This is a genomic window from Streptomyces spinosisporus (assembly GCF_022698145.1).
Classification (GTDB): domain Bacteria; phylum Actinomycetota; class Actinomycetes; order Streptomycetales; family Streptomycetaceae; genus Streptomyces; species Streptomyces spinosisporus.
On record NZ_JALDAX010000001.1, the window covers coordinates 1,072,897 to 1,092,026 of the forward strand.

General features: G+C 70.7%; 18 protein-coding genes. 16 read left to right on the plus strand and 2 right to left on the minus strand.

Translation table 11 applies throughout. From position 1 onward, the window contains the following. Positions 1–15 precede the first annotated feature (15 nt). Both idi and galE read right to left on the minus strand, forming a co-directional pair. Complete coding sequence (gene idi, locus MQN93_RS04630) at positions 16–609, minus strand: isopentenyl-diphosphate Delta-isomerase (RefSeq protein ID WP_016431371.1); 594 nt, start codon at positions 607–609, stop codon at positions 16–18. A 328-nt stretch (positions 610–937) separates the two neighbouring features. Further along, a complete protein-coding gene (galE, locus tag MQN93_RS04635) occupies positions 938–1,906 on the minus strand; it encodes a UDP-glucose 4-epimerase GalE (RefSeq protein ID WP_242708412.1) in 969 nt (322 codons plus the stop codon). 278 nt (positions 1,907–2,184) lie between these two features. On the opposite strand from galE, the gene MQN93_RS04640 reads away from it, so the two are divergent. The 16 genes from MQN93_RS04640 (at position 2,185) to ispG (ending at position 19,114) form a co-directional block, all read left to right on the plus strand. Beyond that, positions 2,185–3,969, plus strand: coding sequence for a DUF5941 domain-containing protein (locus MQN93_RS04640; RefSeq protein WP_242708413.1), 1,785 nt, complete (start codon positions 2,185–2,187; stop codon positions 3,967–3,969). Beyond that, positions 3,966–4,718 carry a phosphocholine cytidylyltransferase family protein gene (locus MQN93_RS04645; protein WP_242708414.1) on the plus strand — a complete coding sequence of 251 codons (753 nt, stop codon included), beginning with the start codon at positions 3,966–3,968 and terminating at the stop codon, positions 4,716–4,718. The genes MQN93_RS04640 and MQN93_RS04645 overlap by 4 nt, the downstream gene beginning before the upstream one ends. Then, entirely contained in the window at positions 4,706–5,767 is a 1,062-nt protein-coding gene (locus MQN93_RS04650; protein ID WP_016431367.1) for an iron-containing alcohol dehydrogenase family protein, read from the plus strand. The genes MQN93_RS04645 and MQN93_RS04650 overlap by 13 nt, the downstream gene beginning before the upstream one ends. Next, positions 5,745–6,524, plus strand: a complete 780-nt coding sequence (locus tag MQN93_RS04655; protein WP_242708415.1) for a CDP-alcohol phosphatidyltransferase family protein — start codon at positions 5,745–5,747, stop codon at positions 6,522–6,524. The genes MQN93_RS04650 and MQN93_RS04655 overlap by 23 nt, the downstream gene beginning before the upstream one ends. 5 nt (positions 6,525–6,529) lie before the next feature. Continuing rightward, positions 6,530–7,402: a glycosyltransferase family 2 protein gene (locus MQN93_RS04660; protein WP_037780081.1), complete on the plus strand. Its 873-nt coding sequence runs from the start codon at positions 6,530–6,532 to the stop codon at positions 7,400–7,402. A 96-nt stretch (positions 7,403–7,498) separates the two neighbouring features. After that, the gene (locus tag MQN93_RS04665) at positions 7,499–8,428 is read left to right on the plus strand and encodes an ABC transporter permease (RefSeq protein ID WP_016431364.1); all 930 of its coding nucleotides are present in this window, start codon (positions 7,499–7,501) and stop codon (positions 8,426–8,428) included. Continuing rightward, positions 8,421–9,212, plus strand: coding sequence for an ABC transporter ATP-binding protein (locus tag MQN93_RS04670; RefSeq protein WP_016431363.1), 792 nt, complete (start codon positions 8,421–8,423; stop codon positions 9,210–9,212). Before MQN93_RS04665 ends, MQN93_RS04670 begins: the two co-directional genes overlap by 8 nt. 357 nt (positions 9,213–9,569) lie before the next feature. Further along, complete coding sequence (gene hpnC / locus MQN93_RS04675; RefSeq protein WP_278190264.1) at positions 9,570–10,502, plus strand: squalene synthase HpnC; 933 nt, start codon at positions 9,570–9,572, stop codon at positions 10,500–10,502. Next, positions 10,499–11,446 carry a presqualene diphosphate synthase HpnD gene (hpnD, locus tag MQN93_RS04680; RefSeq protein ID WP_242708417.1) on the plus strand — a complete coding sequence of 316 codons (948 nt, stop codon included), beginning with the start codon at positions 10,499–10,501 and terminating at the stop codon, positions 11,444–11,446. Before hpnC ends, hpnD begins: the two co-directional genes overlap by 4 nt. After that, the gene (locus tag MQN93_RS04685; RefSeq protein ID WP_234024309.1) at positions 11,446–11,586 is read left to right on the plus strand and encodes a DUF6380 family protein; all 141 of its coding nucleotides are present in this window, start codon (positions 11,446–11,448) and stop codon (positions 11,584–11,586) included. Before hpnD ends, MQN93_RS04685 begins: the two co-directional genes overlap by 1 nt. Further along, on the plus strand, positions 11,583–13,010 hold the full coding sequence (gene hpnE / locus MQN93_RS04690) for a hydroxysqualene dehydroxylase HpnE (protein WP_372504265.1): 1,428 nt from the start codon (positions 11,583–11,585) through the stop codon (positions 13,008–13,010). The genes MQN93_RS04685 and hpnE overlap by 4 nt, the downstream gene beginning before the upstream one ends. 68 nt (positions 13,011–13,078) lie before the next feature. After that, positions 13,079–14,143 (plus strand): polyprenyl synthetase family protein, encoded by a 1,065-nt coding sequence (locus MQN93_RS04695; RefSeq protein WP_037780080.1) that lies wholly within the window; start codon positions 13,079–13,081, stop codon positions 14,141–14,143. Between the two features lie 121 nt (positions 14,144–14,264). Then, positions 14,265–16,265: a squalene--hopene cyclase gene (gene shc, locus MQN93_RS04700; RefSeq protein WP_016431358.1), complete on the plus strand. Its 2,001-nt coding sequence runs from the start codon at positions 14,265–14,267 to the stop codon at positions 16,263–16,265. After that, positions 16,265–16,906: a phosphorylase family protein gene (locus MQN93_RS04705; RefSeq protein WP_016431357.1), complete on the plus strand. Its 642-nt coding sequence runs from the start codon at positions 16,265–16,267 to the stop codon at positions 16,904–16,906. The genes shc and MQN93_RS04705 overlap by 1 nt, the downstream gene beginning before the upstream one ends. A gap of 5 nt (positions 16,907–16,911) precedes the next feature. Next, on the plus strand, positions 16,912–17,934 hold the full coding sequence (gene hpnH / locus MQN93_RS04710; RefSeq protein WP_016431356.1) for an adenosyl-hopene transferase HpnH: 1,023 nt from the start codon (positions 16,912–16,914) through the stop codon (positions 17,932–17,934). A 4-nt stretch (positions 17,935–17,938) separates the two neighbouring features. Continuing rightward, positions 17,939–19,114 (plus strand): flavodoxin-dependent (E)-4-hydroxy-3-methylbut-2-enyl-diphosphate synthase, encoded by a 1,176-nt coding sequence (ispG, locus tag MQN93_RS04715; RefSeq protein WP_016431355.1) that lies wholly within the window; start codon positions 17,939–17,941, stop codon positions 19,112–19,114. Positions 19,115–19,130: the final 16 nt, after the last annotated feature.

Here is a 19,130-nt window from a genome sequence, read left to right on the forward strand (position 1 = left end):
GGGCCGCCGCGGGCGTCACCAGCCGGCCGACGCGCCGGTCAGCTCCCTGACCGCGGGACGCGCCGCGTCCAGCACGGTCATGAACCAGGACGAGAAGGTGTCCTTGGCATGCCGCTCCGCCAGCTCCTCGGGGCTCACGAAGGCGATCTCGCCGACCTCCTCCGGATCCGGCCGCAGCGGGGACTGCACCAGGCCGACGAACAGGTGGTTGTACTCCTGCTCGACCAGGCCCGAGTCGGGGTCCGGGTGGTTGTAGCGGACCGTGCCCGCCTCGGCGAGCAGCGAGGGGGACACACCCAGCTCCTCGTACGTCCGCCGGGCCGCCGCCGCAAAGGGCGCCTCGCCGGGGTAGGGGTGGCCGCAGCAGGTGTTGGACCACACGCCGGGGGAGTGGTACTTGCCCAGCGCCCGCCGCTGCAGCAGCAGCCTGCCGTGCTCGTCGAAGAGGAAGACGGAGAAGGCGCGGTGCAGCTGCCCCGGCGGCTGGTGGGCGGCGAGCTTCTCCGCGGTGCCGATCGTGACGCCGTTCTCGTCGACCAGTTCCAGCAGAATCGCGTCAGCGGTGCCGTTCGACGGAGTGTGCGTCGCGGTGGCAGGTGTGATCGGCATACCCATCCTTCGCATAGGTCTTCGCGCCCCAAGTCTGCCGTACGAAACCGGCACTCCCGGCACTTCACGGCGCACCCGCATGTCCCGCGTGCACCGCGGGGCGCGGCCGTCGCCGGCCGGGCGCCGGAAGAGGGGCCCGGTGGTTGATCGTGCCCGGAGCGATCGGCGGGGAACCGTCCGGGCGGTGCTGTGAGGGTCAGGACGCACCTCCGCGCCGGACGGCTGCATTCCGCCCCGGGGGCGCACCACCCACCTCAATTCTGCACCGCACCCCCACCCACCCCACACCGCCCCGGTTCCCCCGCCACCGCACGGGGTGGGCCCCAGCTCACCTCTCGTGATGCAACTGCCACCCCGCCCACGCCGACTCCACCATCTCCCGCACCCCGCGCCGGGCGGTCCAGCCCAGTTCCTTGGCGGCCCTCTCGGCCGAGGCGACCGCGCGAGGTGCGTCGCCCGGGCGGCGGGCCTCGACGAGCGGCGCACGCCTCTCACCGCTGACCTCTCCGATGGTGGTGATCATTTCGCGGACGGAGACGCCCTCGCCGCGGCCGATGTTCACCGTGAGATCGCCGTCGGCGCCGGTGTCCAGCTTGCGGGCCGCCGCCAGGTGGGCCTCGGCCAGGTCGGCGACGTGGATGTAGTCGCGGACGCAGGTGCCGTCCGGTGTCGGATAGTCGTCGCCGAAGATCCGCGGCGCCTCGTCGCGGGTGAGCCGGTCGAAGACCATGGGAACGATGTTGAACACGCCCGTGTCGGCCAGCTCGGGCGCGGCCGCGCCCGCCACGTTGAAGTAGCGCAGGCACACCGTGGAGATGCCGTGCGCCCGGCCCGCCGCCCGCACCAGCCACTCACCGGCGAGCTTGGTCTCGCCGTACGGGTTCACCGGCGCGCAGGGCGTGTCCTCGGTGATCAGGTCCACGTCCGGGCTGCCGTAGACGGCAGCGGACGAGGAGAACACGAACCGCCCGATCCCGGCCTCGGCGACCGCGTCCAGCAGGGTGGCGAGGCCGCCGACGTTCTCCCGGTAGTAGCGCGTGGGCTGTGCCACGGACTCGGCGACCTGCTTGCGCGCCGCGAGGTGGACGACACCGGTCACCGCGTACCGCGCGAACACCCGCTTCAGCAGGTCGCCGTCGAGCGACGAGCCCTCGACGAGCGGTACGTCCGACGGCAGTCGCGCGGGGTTCCCGGCCGAGAGGTCGTCCAGCGCGACGACGCGCTCCCCGGCGCCGGCCATGGCCCGCGCCACATGGGCCCCTATGTATCCGGCTCCGCCTGTGATCAGCCATGTCATGGTCGCCCACCCTATGTCGGCCCCGACCCCGCGATCCCCAATGTCCGTGATGCCTGGTCTGCTCCCCGCGGTTTGTGAGCGGGACCCCGGATCCCCGATGATGATCGCGGCAAAGGCCGGTGGAGACTGCGTTGATCGGCTAGTTAACGGGCGGTGAACGCCGCTCTCCTGGCATCCGATAGCCTCTGCCGACATGCCGCCCGCCTGGTGCAGCCAGGGGCGCCCGTACCCAGCACATGACCGGCGCCAGCGCGTCGGCACCCAGGGAGTGAGTTCGGTTGTCGACCGCCATCCTCACCGGTCAGCCGGTCCCCGGATCGTCGATCGAGGGCGATCTGCGGTCCCTCGGCTACGACGTCCGGTCCGCGGCCGACGCCGCGGACGCGGAGACGCTCCTCGCGCAGGTCCCCGGCGACCAGCGGGTCGCGGTGGTGGACGCCCGCTTCGTGGGCCATCTGCACGCCCTGCGCCTCGGCCTCACCGACCCCCGCTTCCCGCTCGCCGCCATCCCCGGCGCCGTCACCGCCCAGCCGGCCGGCCGTCAGGCGCTGACCCGCGCCATGGCCCGCGAGAACTCCGCGGGCGGCGGCGCGACCGTCGTCGTGGACAACCTCGCCGACCGCATCGTCGCGGCCCTCGACGCCGACGGCACCGACGTCCACCGCCCCGAGCTGGGCAGCCTGGTCGCCGAGGTACCGGCCGACCCGCAGGCCCGCAACGAAGCACGGCAGGCCGTCGCCGGCGTTGACGACGAGGCCATACGCCTGAAGTCGGCCGTGAAGTCCCGCGACGGCTTCTTCACCACGTTCTTCATCAGCCCGTACTCCCGCTACATCGCCCGCTGGTGCGCCCGCCGGGGCCTGACCCCGAACCAGGTCACCACCGCCTCCCTGCTGACCGCGCTGATCGCGGCGGGCTGCGCGGCCACCGGCACCCGCACTGGCTTTGTCGCCGCGGGCATCCTGCTGATCTGCTCCTTCGTCCTGGACTGCACGGACGGACAGCTCGCCCGCTACTCCCTGCAGTACTCCACGCTCGGCGCCTGGCTGGACGCCACCTTCGACCGGGCCAAGGAGTACGCCTACTACGCGGGCCTCGCGCTGGGCGCGGCCCGCGGCGACGACGACGTATGGGCCCTGGCGCTCGGCGCGATGGTCCTGCAGACCTGCCGGCACGTCGTGGACTTCTCCTTCAACGAGGCCAACCACGACGCCACCGCCAACACCAGCCCCACCGCCGCCCTCTCGGACAAGCTGGACAGCGTCGGCTGGACGGTGTGGATACGGCGCATGATCGTGCTGCCGATCGGCGAGCGCTGGGCGATGATCGCGGTCCTGACGGCGGTCACCACCCCGCGCATCACCTACTACGTCCTGCTCATCGGCTGCGCCTTCGCGGCGACGTACACCACGGCGGGCCGCGTGCTCAGGTCGCTGACCCGCAAGGCCCGGCGCACCGACCGCGCCGCGCAGGCGCTGGCGGACCTCGCGGACGGCGGACCGCTCGCCGGGGCGGTGGCGCGGTTCGCCCCGCGCGTCCCGGCCCCCGTCGCCGCCGCGGCCGCCGGTCTCCTCGTGGTGATCCCCGCCGCGATCTGGGGCGCCGCATGGCCCACCGTGCTGGGCGCCGTCGCCTACGTCCTGCTCTCCGGCGCCGCGGTCGCCCGCCCCCTCAAGGGCGCCCTGGACTGGCTCGTCCCGCCCTTCTTCCGGGCGGCCGAGTACGGCACCGTCCTGATCCTCGCGGCGAAATCCGGGGTGAACGGCGTGCTGCCCGCAGCTTTCGGCCTGGTGGCGGCCGTCGCCTACCATCACTACGACACGGTGTACCGCATCCGCGGCAGCGCCGGAGCGCCGCCGGCCTGGCTGGTGCGCGCCATCGGGGGACACGAGGGGCGGACGCTGCTCGTCACCGTCCTCGCCGCGGTGCTCACCGCCTCGCAGTTCAAGGTCGCGCTCACGGTCCTCGCCGTGGTCGTCGCCCTGCTGGTGCTCGTGGAGAGCATCCGCTTCTGGGTGTCCGCAGGGGCGCCCGCAGTACACGACGAAGGAGAAACCGCATGATCGGCCTCGTGCTGGCGGCCGGCGCCGGACGCCGCCTGCGCCCCTACACCGACAGCCTGCCCAAGGCTCTGGTGCCGGTGGGGCCCGCGGGCATAGAGGACTCGATCACGGTGCTCGACCTCACCCTCGGCAACTTCGCCGAGATCGGCCTGAGCGAGGTCGCGGTCATCGTCGGCTACCGCAAGGAGGCCGTGTACGAGCGCAGGGCGGCCCTGGAGGCGAAGTACGGCCTCAAGATCACCCTCATCGACAACGACAAGGCCGAGGAGTGGAACAACGCCTACTCCCTGTGGTGCGGCCGTGACGCCCTGCGGGACGGTGTGATCCTCGCCAACGGCGACACCGTCCACCCGGTCTCCGTCGAGAAGACGCTGCTCGCCGCGCGCGGCGACGGCAAGAGGATCATTCTCGCCCTGGACACGGTCAAGGACCTCGCCGACGAGGAGATGAAGGTCGTCGTCGACCCCGAGAAGGGGATGACGAGGATCACCAAGCTGATGGACCCCGCCGAGGCCACCGGTGAGTACATCGGCGTCACCCTGATCGAGGGCGACGCCGCCCCCGAGCTGGCCGACGCCCTCAAGGCCGTCTGGGAGAGCGACCCGCAGCAGTTCTACGAGCACGGCTACCAGGAGCTCGTGAACCGCGGCTTCCGGATCGACGTGGCGCCGATCGGCGACGTCAAGTGGGTCGAGATCGACAACCACGACGATCTCGCCCGCGGACGGGAGATCGCGTGCCAGTACTGACCCGGCTCATCCCCTCGCCGCTCGTCGTGGACATCCGCCCGGGTGCCCTCGACGACCTGGCGGGCGTGCTCGCCGACGAGCGCATCTCGACCTCCGGCAGGCTCGCCGTCGCGGTGAGCAACGGCTCCGGCGCCCGGCTGCGCGAGCGCCTCGCACCGTCACTGCCCGGCGCCACCTGGTACGAGGTCGGCGGCGGCACCCTCGACGACGCCGTGCGGCTGGCCGGCGAGATAAAGGCCGGCCGGTACGACGCGGTCGTGGGCCTGGGCGGCGGCAAGATCATCGACTGCGCGAAGTTCGCCGCGGCCCGGGTCGGGCTGCCCCTGGTCGCCGTACCGACGAACCTCGCGCACGACGGTCTGTGCTCGCCGGTCGCCACCCTCGACAACGACGCGGGCCGCGGCTCCTACGGCGTGCCCAACCCGATCGCGGCCGTCGTCGACCTCGACGTCATCCGCGAGGCGCCGGCGCGCTTCGTACGGGCGGGCATCGGCGACGCCATCTCCAACATCAACTCGATCGCGGACTGGGAGCTGTCCAACCGCGTCACCGGGGAGAAGATCGACGGCCTCGCCTCCGCCATGGCCCGCCAGGCCGGCGAGGCGGTGCTGCGCCACCCCGGCGGCATCGGGGACAACGACTTCCTCCAGGTCCTCGCCGAGGCACTGGTGCTCACCGGTGTCGCCATGTCGATCTCCGGCGACTCCCGCCCCGCCTCGGGCTCATGCCACGAGATCAACCACGCCTTCGACCTGCTCTACCCCAAGCGCGCCGCCAGCCACGGCGAGCAGTGCGGCCTCGGTGCCGCCTTCGCGATGTATCTGCGCGGCGCGCACGAGGAGTCGGCCTACACGGCCGAGGTGCTCCGCAGGCACGGGCTTCCGGTGCTCCCGGAGGAGATCGGCTTCACGGTGGACGAGTTCGTCCGCGTCGTGGAGTACGCCCCGGAGACCCGGCCCGGCCGCTACACCATCCTCGAACACCTCGACCTGACCACCGACCAGATCAAGGACACATACGCCGACTATGTCAAGGCCATCGGTAGCTGAACTCCGTCCGGTCGTCCACCCCGCAGGGGTCAAGGACCGGCGCAGCGGTGAGCACTGGATGGGGCGCCTCTACATGCGCGAGGTGTCCCTGCGGGTCGACCGCTACCTGGTGAACACCAGGGTCACGCCCAACCAGCTCACGTACCTGATGACCGTCTTCGGCGTGCTCGCGGCCCCGGCACTCCTCGTGCCCGGGGTCTGGGGCGCCGTGCTCGGCGTCGTCTGCGTCCAGATGTATCTGCTCCTTGACTGCGTCGACGGCGAGATCGCGCGCTGGAAGAAGCAGTACTCCATGAACGGCGTCTACCTGGACCGGGTCGGCGCCTACCTCACCGACGCCGCCGTGCTGGTCGGCTTCGGGCTGCGCGCCGCCGACCTGTTCGGCAGCGGCCGTATCGACTGGCTGTGGGCCTTCCTCGGCACGCTTGCCGCGCTCGGCGCGATCCTGATCAAGGCCGAGACCGACCTGGTCGGCGTCGCCCGCCACCAGGCCGGGATGCCGCCGGTCAAGGAGGCCGCCGCCGAGATGCGCTCCTCCGGCATGGCGCTGGCCCGCCGGGCCGCCGCCGCGTTCAAGTTCCACCGGCTGATCCTCGGCATCGAGGCCTCCCTGGTGATCCTGGTCCTGGCCTTCGCCGACCAGGCGCGCGGGGACCTCTTCTTCTCCCGGCTCGGGGTGGCGGTGATGGCCGGCATCGCACTGCTGCAGACCCTGCTGCACCTCGTGTCCATCCTGGCCTCCAGCAGGCTGAAGTGAGCGCCATGAAGGTCGGCGCGGTGATCATCACGATGGGCAACCGCCCCGAGGAGCTGCGCGCCCTGCTCGACTCGGTGGCCAAGCAGGACGGCGACCGCGTCGAGGTGGTCGTGGTCGGCAACGGCTCGCCCGTGCCGGACGTCCCCGACGGCGTCCGTACGATCGAGCTGCCCGAGAACCTCGGCATCCCCGGCGGCCGCAACGTCGGCATCGAGGCCTTCGGCCCGAGTGGTCGCGATGTCGACATATTGCTGTTCCTCGACGACGACGGGCTCCTCGCGGGCCACGACACCGCCGAGCTGTGCCGGCAGGCCTTCGCGGCCGACCCGCAGCTCGGCATCATCAGCTTCCGCATCGCCGACCCCGAGACCGGCATCACCCAGCGCCGGCACGTCCCGCGGCTGCGCGCCGCCGACCCGATGCGCTCCTCCCGGGTCACCACCTTCCTCGGCGGCGCCAACGCGGTGCGTACGCAGGTCTTCGCCGAGGTCGGCGGACTGCCGGACGAGTTCTTCTACGCCCATGAGGAGACCGACCTGGCCTGGCGCGCCCTCGACGCCGGCTGGATGATCGACTACCGGTCCGACATGGTGCTGTACCACCCGACGACCGCACCCTCGCGGCATGCGGTCTACCACCGCATGGTCGCCCGCAACCGGGTCTGGCTGGCCCGCCGCAACCTCCCCGCGCTCCTGGTCCCGGTCTATCTCGGCGTCTGGATGCTGCTCACCCTCGTCCGCCGTCCCTCGCGGCCCGCGCTGCGGGCATGGTTCGGCGGGTTCCGGGAAGGCTGGACCACTGCGTGCGGGCCGCGCAAGCCCATGAAATGGCGTACGGTGTGGCGGCTGACCCGACTGGGCCGGCCCCCTGTGATCTGACAAGCTTTTTCCCATGTACGAGCGACGCGGACCCGTCCCGGGTCCCGAGCTTCCGCCCGCACGGGCCGCGCATCCCGAGGACGAAAGTTTCCACCAGTGAGTGAGTCAACCCACGACGGCACGGTCGCCCTGAGCCCGGCCGTGTCACCCGACGAGGGCCTTACGGCGGGCCAGCTCGCCGCCAAGTACGGCCTGACCGTGAGCGGCGCCCGCCCCACGCTCGTCGAGTACATCCGCCAGCTCTGGGACCGGCGTCACTTCATCCTCGCCTTCTCGCGGGCGAAGCTGACCGCCCAGTACAGCCAGGCGAAGCTCGGCCAGCTCTGGCAGGTGGCGACACCGCTGCTGAACGCGGCCGTCTACTTCTTCATCTTCGGCGTCATCCTGAACGCCAGCCGGGGCATGTCGAAGGACGTCTACATCCCGTTCCTGGTCACCGGCGTCTTCGTGTTCACCTTCACCCAGAGCTCGGTGATGGCGGGCGTGCGCGCGATCTCCGGCAACCTCGGCCTGGTCCGCGCACTGCACTTCCCGCGCGCCTCCCTGCCGATCTCCTTCGCGCTGCAGCAGCTCCAGCAGCTGCTGTTCTCGATGATCGTGCTGTTCGCGGTGGCCGTCGGCTTCGGCAGCATCCCGGACCTGTCCTGGCTGCTGATCGTCCCGGTGCTCGCGCTGCAGTTCCTCTTCAACAGCGGACTCGCGCTGATCATGGCCCGGGCGGGCGCCAAGACCCCGGACCTGGCGCAGCTGATGCCGTTCATCATGCGGACGTGGATGTACGCGTCCGGCGTGATGTTCTCCATCCCGATCATGCTGGCCGACAAGCCGGAGTGGACGGCGACCGTTCTGCAGTGGAACCCGGCCGCCATCTACATGGACCTGATGCGCTTCTCGCTCATCGACGGCTACGGCTCCGAGAACCTCCCCGACCACGTCTGGGCCGCCGCGGCCGGCTGGGCCGTTCTCGTCGCCCTGGGCGGCTTCCTGTACTTCTGGAAGGCGGAGGAAAGGTACGGCCGTGGCTGACCAGCACATCGACCAGCAGGGCGGCGGACGGATCCCCACCGTCATCGCCGACGAGCTGCACATCGTCTACCGCGTCCACGGCGCCAAGACCGGCAAGGGCAGCGCCACCGCCGCCCTCAGCCGCATCGTCAAGCGCGGCGAGGAGCGCGGGGTGCGCAAGGTGCACGCCGTCAAGGGCGTCTCCTTCGTCGCCTACCGCGGCGAGGCCGTCGGCCTCATCGGCTCCAACGGCTCCGGCAAGTCGACCCTGCTGCGCGCCATCGCCGGCCTGCTCCCGGCGGAGAAGGGCCGCGTCTACACCAACGGCCAGCCCTCGCTGCTGGGCGTCAACGCGGCCCTGATGAACGACCTGACGGGCGAGCGCAACGTCATATTGGGCGGGCTCGCCATGGGAATGTCCCGCGAGCAGATCAAGGAGCGCTACCAGGGCATCGTCGACTTCTCGGGCATCAACGAGAAGGGCGACTTCATCACCCTGCCGATGCGCACCTACTCCTCCGGCATGGCGGCCCGGCTGCGTTTCTCCATCGCCGCGGCCAAGGACCACGACGTCCTGATGATCGACGAGGCGCTGGCGACCGGCGACCGCAAGTTCCAGAAGCGTTCCGAGGAGCGCATCCGTGAACTGCGCAAGGAGGCCGGCACGGTGTTCCTGGTCAGCCACAACAACAAGTCGATCCGGGACACCTGCGACCGCGTCCTGTGGCTGGAGCGCGGCGAGCTGCGCATGGACGGGCCCACCGACGAGGTCCTCAAGGAGTACGAGAAGTTCACGGGCAAGTAGTCCACTCACCCATGGGCCGACAGGCCCAGCACGCTTCGCGGGGCCCCGCCGGAACTGTTCCGGCGGGGCCCCGCGTCTGCAAAGGAAACGTCAACTCGGTCCCGCCCAAGGAATCTTGAAGCCAATCGGTGTGTTGTTGTGATGTGCAGGACACCCCAGCGAAGCTCGCTGCGTTGTACAACGTAAGCTGTACCGGTCCCGAAAGGCGGCAAGTGGGGCGATAATGCGCGACACCCAAAAGCGGGACGACCGCGCCGAGGGCCGGGCGGCGTGTCCGAAATAGTATGCATTGGGTCGGCAGTGTAGAACGGGAGATGTGACGGCAATGGCTACGGAAACTCCCCAGCTCGGCGGAGCATGTGCCGTCCCCGCCGCGGGCGGCCACCGGTGACGGGAACCGGCGCCTCGTACGCCGGTGATCCGGAGCGCGGCACGCTCGACAAGGCCGCGGGCGAGAACTTCCCCGTGGCTCCTTTCTTCCTGCCCCGGGCCTGGCGCGCCGACCTCATGGCGGTGTACGGCTTCGCCCGCCTCGTCGACGACATCGGCGACGGCGACCTGGCCCCCGGCGGCGCCGACGCCCGTCTGCTCGGCGTCCCGCCCGAGGACGCCGAGGACCGGCTGCTCCTCCTGGACGCCTTCGAGCAGGACCTGAACCGGGTCTTCGACTCGACCCCGCACCACCCGCTGCTGCGCCGCCTCCAGCCGACCGTCCGGCGCCACGGCCTGAGCCCGGAGCCCTTTCTCGGCCTGATCGCGGCCAACCGCCAGGACCAGCTCGTCAGCCGCTACGAGACCTACGACGACCTGCTCGCCTACTGCGAGCTGTCAGCCAACCCCGTCGGCCGTCTCGTCCTGTCCGTCACGGGCACCTCGACCCCCGAGCGCATCCGTCTGTCGGACGCGATCTGCACGGCGCTGCAGATCGTCGAGCATCTGCAGGACGTCGCCGAGGACCTCGGCCGCGACCGTGTCTATCTGCCCGCCGAGGACATGAAGCAGTTCCGTGTTCAAGAGGCGGATCTCGCCACATCCACCGCGGGCGCATCGGTGCGCGCACTGGTCGCGTACGAGGCACAACGCGCCCGGGATCTCCTGAATGAAGGCGCCCCTCTCGTGGGTAGCGTCCACGGCAGGCTGAGGCTGCTGCTCGCGGGGTTCGTGGCCGGGGGAAGGGCGGCGATCCACGCGATCGCCGCCGCTGAATACGACGTACTTCACGGCCCGCCCAAGCCCGGCAAGGGCCGGCTGCTGCGCGAGGTGGGCGTGACTCTGCGAGGAGAGGGGTGATCCGGACCGTGGAGTCTCCACCACACGTGTCCGCGCCGGTACTCGCCGCCTACAGCTACTGCGAGGCCGTCACCGGGCAGCAGGCCCGTAACTTCGCGTACGGCATCAGACTGCTGCCGACGCCCAAGCGGCGGGCGATGTCGGCGCTGTACGCGTTCTCCAGGCGCGTCGACGACATCGGCGACGGCGAGCTGGCGGACGACGTCAAGACGGCGAGACTCGACGAGACCCGGGCGCTGCTGACCCGGGTGCGCGAGGGCGCGGTCGCCGAGGACGACACCGACCCCGTCGCGGTCGCACTCGCCCATGCCGCCGACGCCTTCCCGATCCCGCTCGGCGGCCTGGACGAGCTGATCGACGGCGTGCTGATGGACGTACGCGGCGAGACGTACGAGACCTGGGACGACCTGAAGGTCTACTGCCGCTGTGTCGCGGGCGCCATCGGGCGGCTCTCCCTCGGGGTGTTCGGCACCGAGCGGGGCGCGCGCGGCGCCGAGCGGGCAGCGGAGTACGCGGACACGCTCGGGCTGGCGCTGCAGCTCACCAACATCCTCAGAGACGTCCGGGAGGACGCCGAGGGCGGACGCACCTATCTGCCCTCCGACGACCTCGCGAAATTCGGGTGCTCGGCCGGGTTCAGCGGGCCGACCCCACCGGAGGGCTCCGACTTCACGGGCCTCGTGCACTTCGAAGTGCGTCGGGCCCGCGCCCTTTTCGCCGAGGGCTACCGGCTGCTCCCCATGCTCGACCGGCGCAGCGGAGCCTGCGTCGCCGCCATGGCCGGCATCTACCGCCGGCTGCTCGACCGCATCGAGCGGGACCCGGAGGCCGTGCTGCGCGGCCGGGTCTCGCTGCCCGGGCGTGAGAAGGCGTATGTCGCCGTACGCGGACTGTCCGGCCTGGACGCCCGGCATGTGACCAGGACCGTCAGGAGGCGCGCCTGATGGACAAAACGGGCCAAGGTGATTCCACCGGCGAAAAGCGGCACGCAACCCTCCGGGCGGGGACGGCGTCCCTGACTGCGACGGCCGACCGTGCACCGTTCGAACAGCACGGAGGCCGCGCAGGGGAGGGTGCACGATGACCGACGACACCGGCTCCGACGAGCCGCTCGCGGGCATGCCGGGGCGTCCCGCACGGGACGCCGTCGTGATCGGCGGCGGGCTCGCCGGCATCACCGCCGCGCTCGCGCTCGCCGACGCGGGCATCCGCGTCACCCTGATCGAGGGCAGGCCGAGACTGGGCGGCCTGGCCTTCTCCTTCCAGCGCGGCGAACTGACCGTAGACAACGGACAGCACGTCTACCTGCGCTGCTGCACCGCCTACCGCTGGTTCCTCGACCGGATCGAGGGGACGGCGCTGGCGCCGCTGCAGGATCGTCTCGACGTGCCCGTCCTCGACATCGGCAAGCCCGAGGGGCGGCGGCTGGGCAGGCTGCGGCGCGACCCGCTGCCCGTACCCCTGCATCTGGGGCGCAGCCTTGCGACCTATCCGCATCTCTCGCTCGCCGAGCGGGCCAAGGTGGGGCGTGCCGCGCTCGCGCTCAAGGGGCTCGACCTCGCCGATCCGACCCTGGACACCCAGGACTTCGGCAGCTGGCTGGCCGCGCACGGCCAGTCGGCGCGTGCCGTCGAGGCCCTGTGGGACCTGGTCGGGGTCGCCACCCTCAACGCGGTCGCGGGCGACGCCTCGCTGGGGCTCGCCGCGATGGTGTTCAAGACCGGTCTGCTGTCCGACCCGGGCGCGGCCGACATCGGCTGGGCCCATGTCCCGCTGGGTGAACTGCACGACCGGCTCGCCCGCAAGGCGCTCGACTCCGCGGGCGTGCGCACCGAAGTCCGTACACGCGTCACCTCCATCTCTACTGACGAGAACGGGCGTTGGAGCGTTCAGGTTCCCGGCGAGACGCTTCAGGCGGACGCCGTCGTGCTCGCCGTACCCCAGCGCGAGGCCCACGAGCTGCTGCCCGACGGCGCCCTCGACCACCCTGACCAGCTGCTGGACATCGGCACCGCGCCGATCCTCAACGTCCATGTCGTCTACGACCGAAAGGTGCTCAGCAGGCCGTTCTTCGCGGCCCTCGGCACCCCCGTCCAGTGGGTCTTCGACCGCACCGCGGCGTCCGGACTGCGCGAGGGCCAGTACCTCGCGCTGTCGCAGTCGGCCGCGCACGACGAGATCGACGCACCGGTCGCCACCCTGCGCGAGCGCTACCTGCCCGAGTTGGAACGACTGCTTCCGGCAACCCGCGGTGCCGAAGTGAAGGACTTCTTCGTCACCAGGGAGCGCACGGCGACGTTCGCACCCACCCCCGGCGTCGGACGGCTGCGGCCCGGCGCCCGCACCAAGGCCCCCGGCCTCTATCTGGCCGGAGCGTGGACCGCCACAGGGTGGCCCGCGACCATGGAGAGTGCGGTCCGCAGTGGTGTGAGTGCGGCCGACGCCGCGTTGAGCGCCCTGGGCCGGTCCCGCCCCAGCGACCTCTTCGAGTTCGAGGAGGCGGCTTGATGCTCGAGCAGCACGCGGCAGGCCCCCACACCTCCGGCACCGCAGAAAGAGGAGAGACTGTGCCCACTGTGCCCCCGGCCGAGACGGCCGCGCGGAGGACCGCGGTGGACGTGACCGCGCTCCTGGAGCGCGGCCGGACCCTTGCCACACCGGTACTGAAGGCGGCCGTGGACCGCCTGGCCCCTCCCATGGACACCGTTTCCGCCTACCACTTCGGCTGGATCGACGCCGAGGGCAACCCCGCGGACGGCGACGGCGGCAAGGCCGTGCGTCCCGCGCTCGCGGTGCTCTCCGCCGAGGTCACCGGTGCGGCGCCCGAGGCCGGCATCCCCGGCGCGGTCGCCGTCGAACTGGTCCACAACTTCTCGCTGCTGCACGACGACCTGATGGACGGCGACGAGCAGCGCCGCCACCGCGACACCGTCTGGAAGGTGCACGGCCCCGCCCAGGCGATCCTGGTGGGCGACGCCCTGTTCGCCCTCGCCAACGAGGTCCTGCTGGAGCTCGGCACGGTCGAGGCCGGCCGCGCCGCCCGCCGGCTGACCGCGGCGACCCGCGCCCTGATCGACGGCCAGGCCCAGGACATCTCCTACGAGCACCGCGACCGCGTCAGCGTCGAGGAGTGCCTGGAGATGGAGGGCAACAAGACCGGCGCCCTGCTGGCCTGCGCCTCCTCCATCGGCGCGGTGCTCGGCGGCGCGGACGACCGCACCGCCGACACGATGGAGAAGTACGGCTACCACCTCGGACTCGCCTTCCAGGCCGTCGACGACCTGCTCGGCATCTGGGGCGACCCGGACTCCACCGGCAAGCAGACCTGGAGCGATCTGCGCCAGCGCAAGAAGTCCCTGCCGGTCGTGGCCGCGCTCGCGGCGGGCGGTGCCGCCTCCGAGCGGCTCGGCGAGCTGCTCGCCGCCGACGCCAAGAGCAGCGACTTCGAGAACTTCTCCGAGGAGGAGTTCGCGGCCCGCGCCGCCCTCATCGAAGAGGCGGGCGGCCGCGAATGGACGGCCGAGGAAGCGCGCCGTCAGCACACCATCGCCATCGAGGCCCTCGACGCCATCGACATGCCCGACCGTGTCCGGGCCCAGTTCGCGGCGCTCGCCGACTTCGTCGTCGTACGAAAGAGATGATCAGTATCGGTCGAAGACTCCTCGCGTAGTCGCCGGCCGGTGCCGGACAAGATGTATAAGGCACCGGTCGACGGCGGACCCACAGCAGGCACGACACGCACGACTGCAAGAAGGGGAAGCCATGACAGCGACGACCGACGGAAGCGCCGGGGCCGTCCCGCCCCGAGCTGCCTCGGCCAGCGACACCGACAGCACGACCCCCGTGGCGGCCGGGGTGCACGACGCCGCCGCACGCGCGACCCGACGCGCCACCGACTTCCTGCTGTCCCGGCAGGACGCCGCGGGCTGGTGGAAGGGCGACCTCGAGACCAATGTGACCATGGACGCCGAGGACCTGCTGCTGCGTCAGTTCCTGGGCATCCTGGACGAGTCCACCGCGCACGCCGCCGGACTGTTCGTGCGCGGCGAGCAGCGCGAGGACGGCACCTGGGCCTCCTTCTACGGCGGACCGGGCGACCTGTCCACCACCATCGAGGGCTATGTCGCGCTGCGTCTGGCGGGCGACGAGCCGGACGCCCCGCACATGGCGAAGGCCTCGGCGTGGATCCGCGAGCAGGGCGGCGTCGCCGCCTCCCGTGTCTTCACCCGGATCTGGCTCGCGCTGTTCGGCTGGTGGAAGTGGGAGGACCTGCCCGAACTCCCGCCGGAACTCATCTACTTCCCCAAGTGGATGCCGCTGAACATCTACGACTTCGGGTGCTGGGCACGGCAGACGATCGTGCCGCTGACGATCGTCTCCGCCAAGCGGCCGGTGCGGCCCGCGCCGTTCGCGCTCGACGAGCTGCACCAGGACGCGAACAACCCGAACCCGCCCAAGCCCTTTGCCCCGGCGGCGAGTTGGGACGGAGCCTTCCAGCGCCTGGACAGGGCGCTGCACCAGGCGCGCAAGGTCATCCCGCGCCGGCTGCGCAAGGCGGCGATGAACTCCGCCGCCCGCTGGATCATCGAGCGGCAGGAGAACGATGGCTGCTGGGGCGGCATCCAGCCGCCGGCCGTGTACTCGGTCATCGCCCTCTACCTGCTCGGCTACGACCTCCAGCACCCGGTGCTGCGCGAGGGACTCGCCTCCCTCGACCGCTTCGCCGTGTGGCGCGAGGACGGGGCCCGGATGATCGAGGCCTGCCAGTCGCCGGTGTGGGACACCTGTCTCGCCACCATCGCGCTCGTGGACGCCGGTCTGCCCGTGGACCATCCGCAGCTCGTCAAGGCGGCGGACTGGATGCTCGGCGAGGAGATCGTGCGCCCCGGGGACTGGGCCGTGCGACGGCCCCAACTGCCGCCCGGCGGCTGGGCGTTCGAGTTCCACAACGACAACTACCCCGACATCGACGACACCGCCGAGGTGGCCCTCGCGCTGCGCCGGGTCAAGCACCACGACCCGGAGCGGGTGGACAAGGCGATCGGCCGGGCGGTGCGCTGGAACCTCGGCATGCAGTCGAAGAACGGCGCCTGGGGCGCCTTCGACGTCGACAACACCAGCCCCTTCCCCAACCGGCTGCCGTTCTGCGACTTCGGCGAGGTCATCGACCCGCCGTCCGCGGACGTCACCGCGCACGTGGTGGAGATGCTGGCCGTCGAGGGCCTCTCCCACGACCCGCGCACCCGGCGCGGCATCGAGTGGCTGCTGGCCGAACAGGAGCCGGACGGCTCGTGGTTCGGGCGCTGGGGCGTCAACTACATCTACGGCACCGGCTCCGTCGTCCCCGCGCTGACCGCCGCCGGGATCCCCGGCTCGCACCCCGCGATCCGGCGGGCCGTGGCCTGGCTGGAGAAGGTCCAGAACGACGACGGTGGCTGGGGCGAGGACCTGCGCTCCTACAAGTACGTCAAGGAGTGGAGCGGCCGGGGCGCCTCGACCGCCTCGCAGACCGCGTGGGCGCTGATGGCGCTGCTCGCGGCCGGGGAGCGGGACTCCAAGGCCGTCGAGCGCGGCATCGAGTGGCTCGCGGCCACCCAGCGCGAGGACGGCTCCTGGGACGAGCCCTACTTCACCGGGACCGGCTTCCCCTGGGACTTCTCGATCAACTACCACCTCTACCGGCAGGTCTTCCCGCTGACCGCACTCGGCCGGTATGTGCACGGAGAGCCCTTCGCCGTGACATCCGTCGGCAAGGGGGGCTGATGAGCACACAGCCCGCCCCGGCCCCGTTGCTGATCGCGTGTGCGCTGGGCATCGAGCGCCTTGCCCTGCGCACGGGCGACCGCAGTGGGGCCGGCGGGCCGGTCACCGTTCTGCGGACCGGCATGGGGCCCAAGGCGGCCGAACGGTCCGTCACCCGCAGGCTGGCCGACCCGGCCCTCGGCGGGGCCGCGGTGCTGGCCACGGGCTTCTGCGCCGGGCTCGCACCCGGCATGCACCCCGGCGATCTGGTGGTCGCCGAGGAGACCCGCGATCCGGACGGAACCGTTCGGTGTACCGGGACCGACCTACTCGTCAAGGAGCTTGCGCGCACCGTGCCCGGACGTACCGTCCACAGGGGTCCGGTGGCCGGTTCCGATCACGTCGTCCGTGGTCACGAACGGTCGGATCTGCTCGCGACCGGCGCAATCGCGGTCGACATGGAATCCGCGGCGACGCTCCTGAGCGCCGTTCGCACCGCTGAGCGCCCGGTTGCGGCCGTCCGTGTGGTCGTGGACGCTCCTGAACATGAACTCGTCCGGATCGGCACGGTACGCGGTGGAATATCTGCCTTCCGCGTTCTTCGTTCCGTTCTTCCGGCTTTTTTCGATTGGCACCGTTCTTTGCTGCTCCCCAGGAGGTGAGCCAGATGGCCATGCCGCTGCGCCAGTCCATCAAGGTCGCTACGTATTTGGCTGAACAGAAGCTGCGCAAGCGGGACAAGTTCCCGTTGATCGTGGAGCTTGAACCTCTCTTCGCATGCAATCTGAAGTGCGAGGGCTGCGGCAAGATCCAGCACCCGGCGGGTGTGCTCAAGCAGCGCATGCCGGTCGCCCAGGCTGTCGGGGCGGTGCTGGAGTCCGGTGCCCCGATGGTGTCCATCGCGGGCGGCGAGCCCCTGATGCACCCTCAGATCGATGAGATCGTGCGGCAGTTGGTGGCGAAGCGGAAGTACGTCTTCCTGTGCACCAACGCCATGCTGCTGCGCAAGAAGATGGACAAGTTCAAGCCCTCGCCCTACTTCGCCTTCGCCGTGCACATCGACGGACTGCGCGAGCGGCACGACGAGTCGGTGGCGAAGGAGGGTGTGTTCGACGAGGCCGTGGAGGCCATCAAGGAGGCCAAGCGGCGCGGCTTCCGGGTCACCACCAACTCGACCTTCTTCAACACCGACACCCCGCAGACCATCATCGAGGTGCTCAACTTCCTCAACGACGACCTCAAGGTCGACGAGATGATGATCTCGCCCGCCTACGCCTACGAGAAGGCGCCCGACCAGGAGCACTTCCTGGGTGTGGAGCAGACCCGCGAGCTGTTCAAGAAGGCCTTCGCGGGCGGCAACCGCAAGAAGTGGCGGCTGAACCACTCCCCGCTCTTCCTGGACTTCCTGGAGGGCAAGGTCGACTTCCCGTGCACGGCCTGGGCGATCCCGAACTACTCGCTCTTCGGCTGGCAGCGCCCCTGCTACCTGATGAGCGACGGGTACGTGCCGACGTACCGCGAACTCATCGAGAAGACCGACTGGGACAAGTACGGCCGCGGCAAGGACCCGCGCTGCGCCAACTGCATGGCGCACTGCGGCTACGAGCCCACCGCCGTCCTCGCCACCATGGGGTCGCTGAAGGAGTCCCTGCGCGCCATGCGCGAGACGGTCTCCGGAAACCGGGAGTGACGTCGTGACCGCCATTCCCTTGGGCCTCCCCGAGGTGCCGGCCCGTCCGATCGCCGAACGACGCGTGTCGCGGCAGATCCATGTCGGGCCGGTGGCGGTCGGGGGCGGGGCTCCGGTGTCGGTGCAGTCGATGACGACGACGCGTACGTCGGACATCGGCGCCACGCTCCAGCAGATCGCCGAACTCACCGCGTCCGGCTGCCAGATCGTCCGCGTCGCCTGCCCCACGCAGGACGACGCGGACGCGCTGGCGACCATCGCCCGCAAGTCGCAGATCCCGGTGATCGCGGACATTCACTTCCAGCCGAAGTACGTGTTCGCGGCGATCGAGGCCGGGTGTGCCGCGGTGCGGGTCAACCCGGGAAACATCAAGAAGTTCGACGACCAGGTGAGGGAGATCGCGCGGGCCGCCAAGGACCACGGCACGCCGATCCGGATCGGCGTCAACGCCGGCTCCCTCGACAAGCGGCTGCTGCAGAAGTACGGCAAGGCGACCCCGGAGGCGCTGGTCGAATCGGCGCTGTGGGAGGCGTCGTTGTTCGAGGAGCACGACTTCCGGGACATCAAGATCTCGGTCAAGCACAACGACCCGGTCGTGATGGTCGAGGCGTACCGGCAGTTGGCCGAGCAGTGCGAGTACCCGCTGCACCTCGGGGTGACCGAGGCCGGTCCGGCCTTCCAGGGCACGATCAAGTCGGCGGTCGCCTTCGGCGCGCTGCTGTCGCAGGGCATCGGCGACACCATCCGGGTCTCGCTCAGCGCGCCGCCCGCCGAGGAGGTCAAGGTCGGCATCCAGATCCTGGAGTCGCTGGGACTGCGCCAGCGGCGCCTGGAGATCGTCTCCTGCCCGTCCTGCGGGCGGGCCCAGGTCGACGTCTACAAGCTGGCCGACGAGGTCACGGCGGGCCTGGACGGCATGGAAGTGCCGTTGCGCGTCGCCGTCATGGGCTGTGTGGTCAACGGGCCCGGTGAGGCGCGGGAGGCCGACCTCGGGGTCGCCTCCGGCAACGGCAAGGGCCAGATCTTCGTCAAGGGTGAGGTCATCAAGACCGTACCGGAGTCGAAGATCGTCGAGACCCTCATCGAAGAGGCGATGAAGATCGCCGAGCAGATGGAGCAGGACGGGGCCGCATCGGATGCCCCCGGCGTCACGGGGAAACCGGCAGTGACGGTGAGTTGAAGCAAGGTACGGACCG

Bases quoted from the DNA above. Each gene is read 5' to 3' on its own strand.
- MQN93_RS04655 (WP_242708415.1), top strand. From the start codon at position 5,745: ATGTCAAGGCCATCGGTAGCTGAACTCCGTCCGGTCGTCCACCCCGCA.
- MQN93_RS04645 (WP_242708414.1), top strand. From the start codon at position 3,966: ATGATCGGCCTCGTGCTGGCGGCCGGCGCCGGACGCCGCCTGCGCCCC.
- hpnE (WP_372504265.1), top strand. From the start codon at position 11,583: ATGACCGACGACACCGGCTCCGACGAGCCGCTCGCGGGCATGCCGGGG.
- hpnC (WP_278190264.1), top strand. From the start codon at position 9,570: ATGTGCCGTCCCCGCCGCGGGCGGCCACCGGTGACGGGAACCGGCGCC.
- shc (WP_016431358.1), top strand. From the start codon at position 14,265: ATGACAGCGACGACCGACGGAAGCGCCGGGGCCGTCCCGCCCCGAGCT.
- MQN93_RS04685 (WP_234024309.1), top strand. From the start codon at position 11,446: ATGGACAAAACGGGCCAAGGTGATTCCACCGGCGAAAAGCGGCACGCA.
- hpnH (WP_016431356.1), top strand. From the start codon at position 16,912: ATGGCCATGCCGCTGCGCCAGTCCATCAAGGTCGCTACGTATTTGGCT.
- galE (WP_242708412.1), bottom strand. From the start codon at position 1,906: ATGACATGGCTGATCACAGGCGGAGCCGGATACATAGGGGCCCATGTG.
- MQN93_RS04660 (WP_037780081.1), top strand. From the start codon at position 6,530: ATGAAGGTCGGCGCGGTGATCATCACGATGGGCAACCGCCCCGAGGAG.
- idi (WP_016431371.1), bottom strand. From the start codon at position 609: ATGCCGATCACACCTGCCACCGCGACGCACACTCCGTCGAACGGCACC.
- MQN93_RS04705 (WP_016431357.1), top strand. From the start codon at position 16,265: ATGAGCACACAGCCCGCCCCGGCCCCGTTGCTGATCGCGTGTGCGCTG.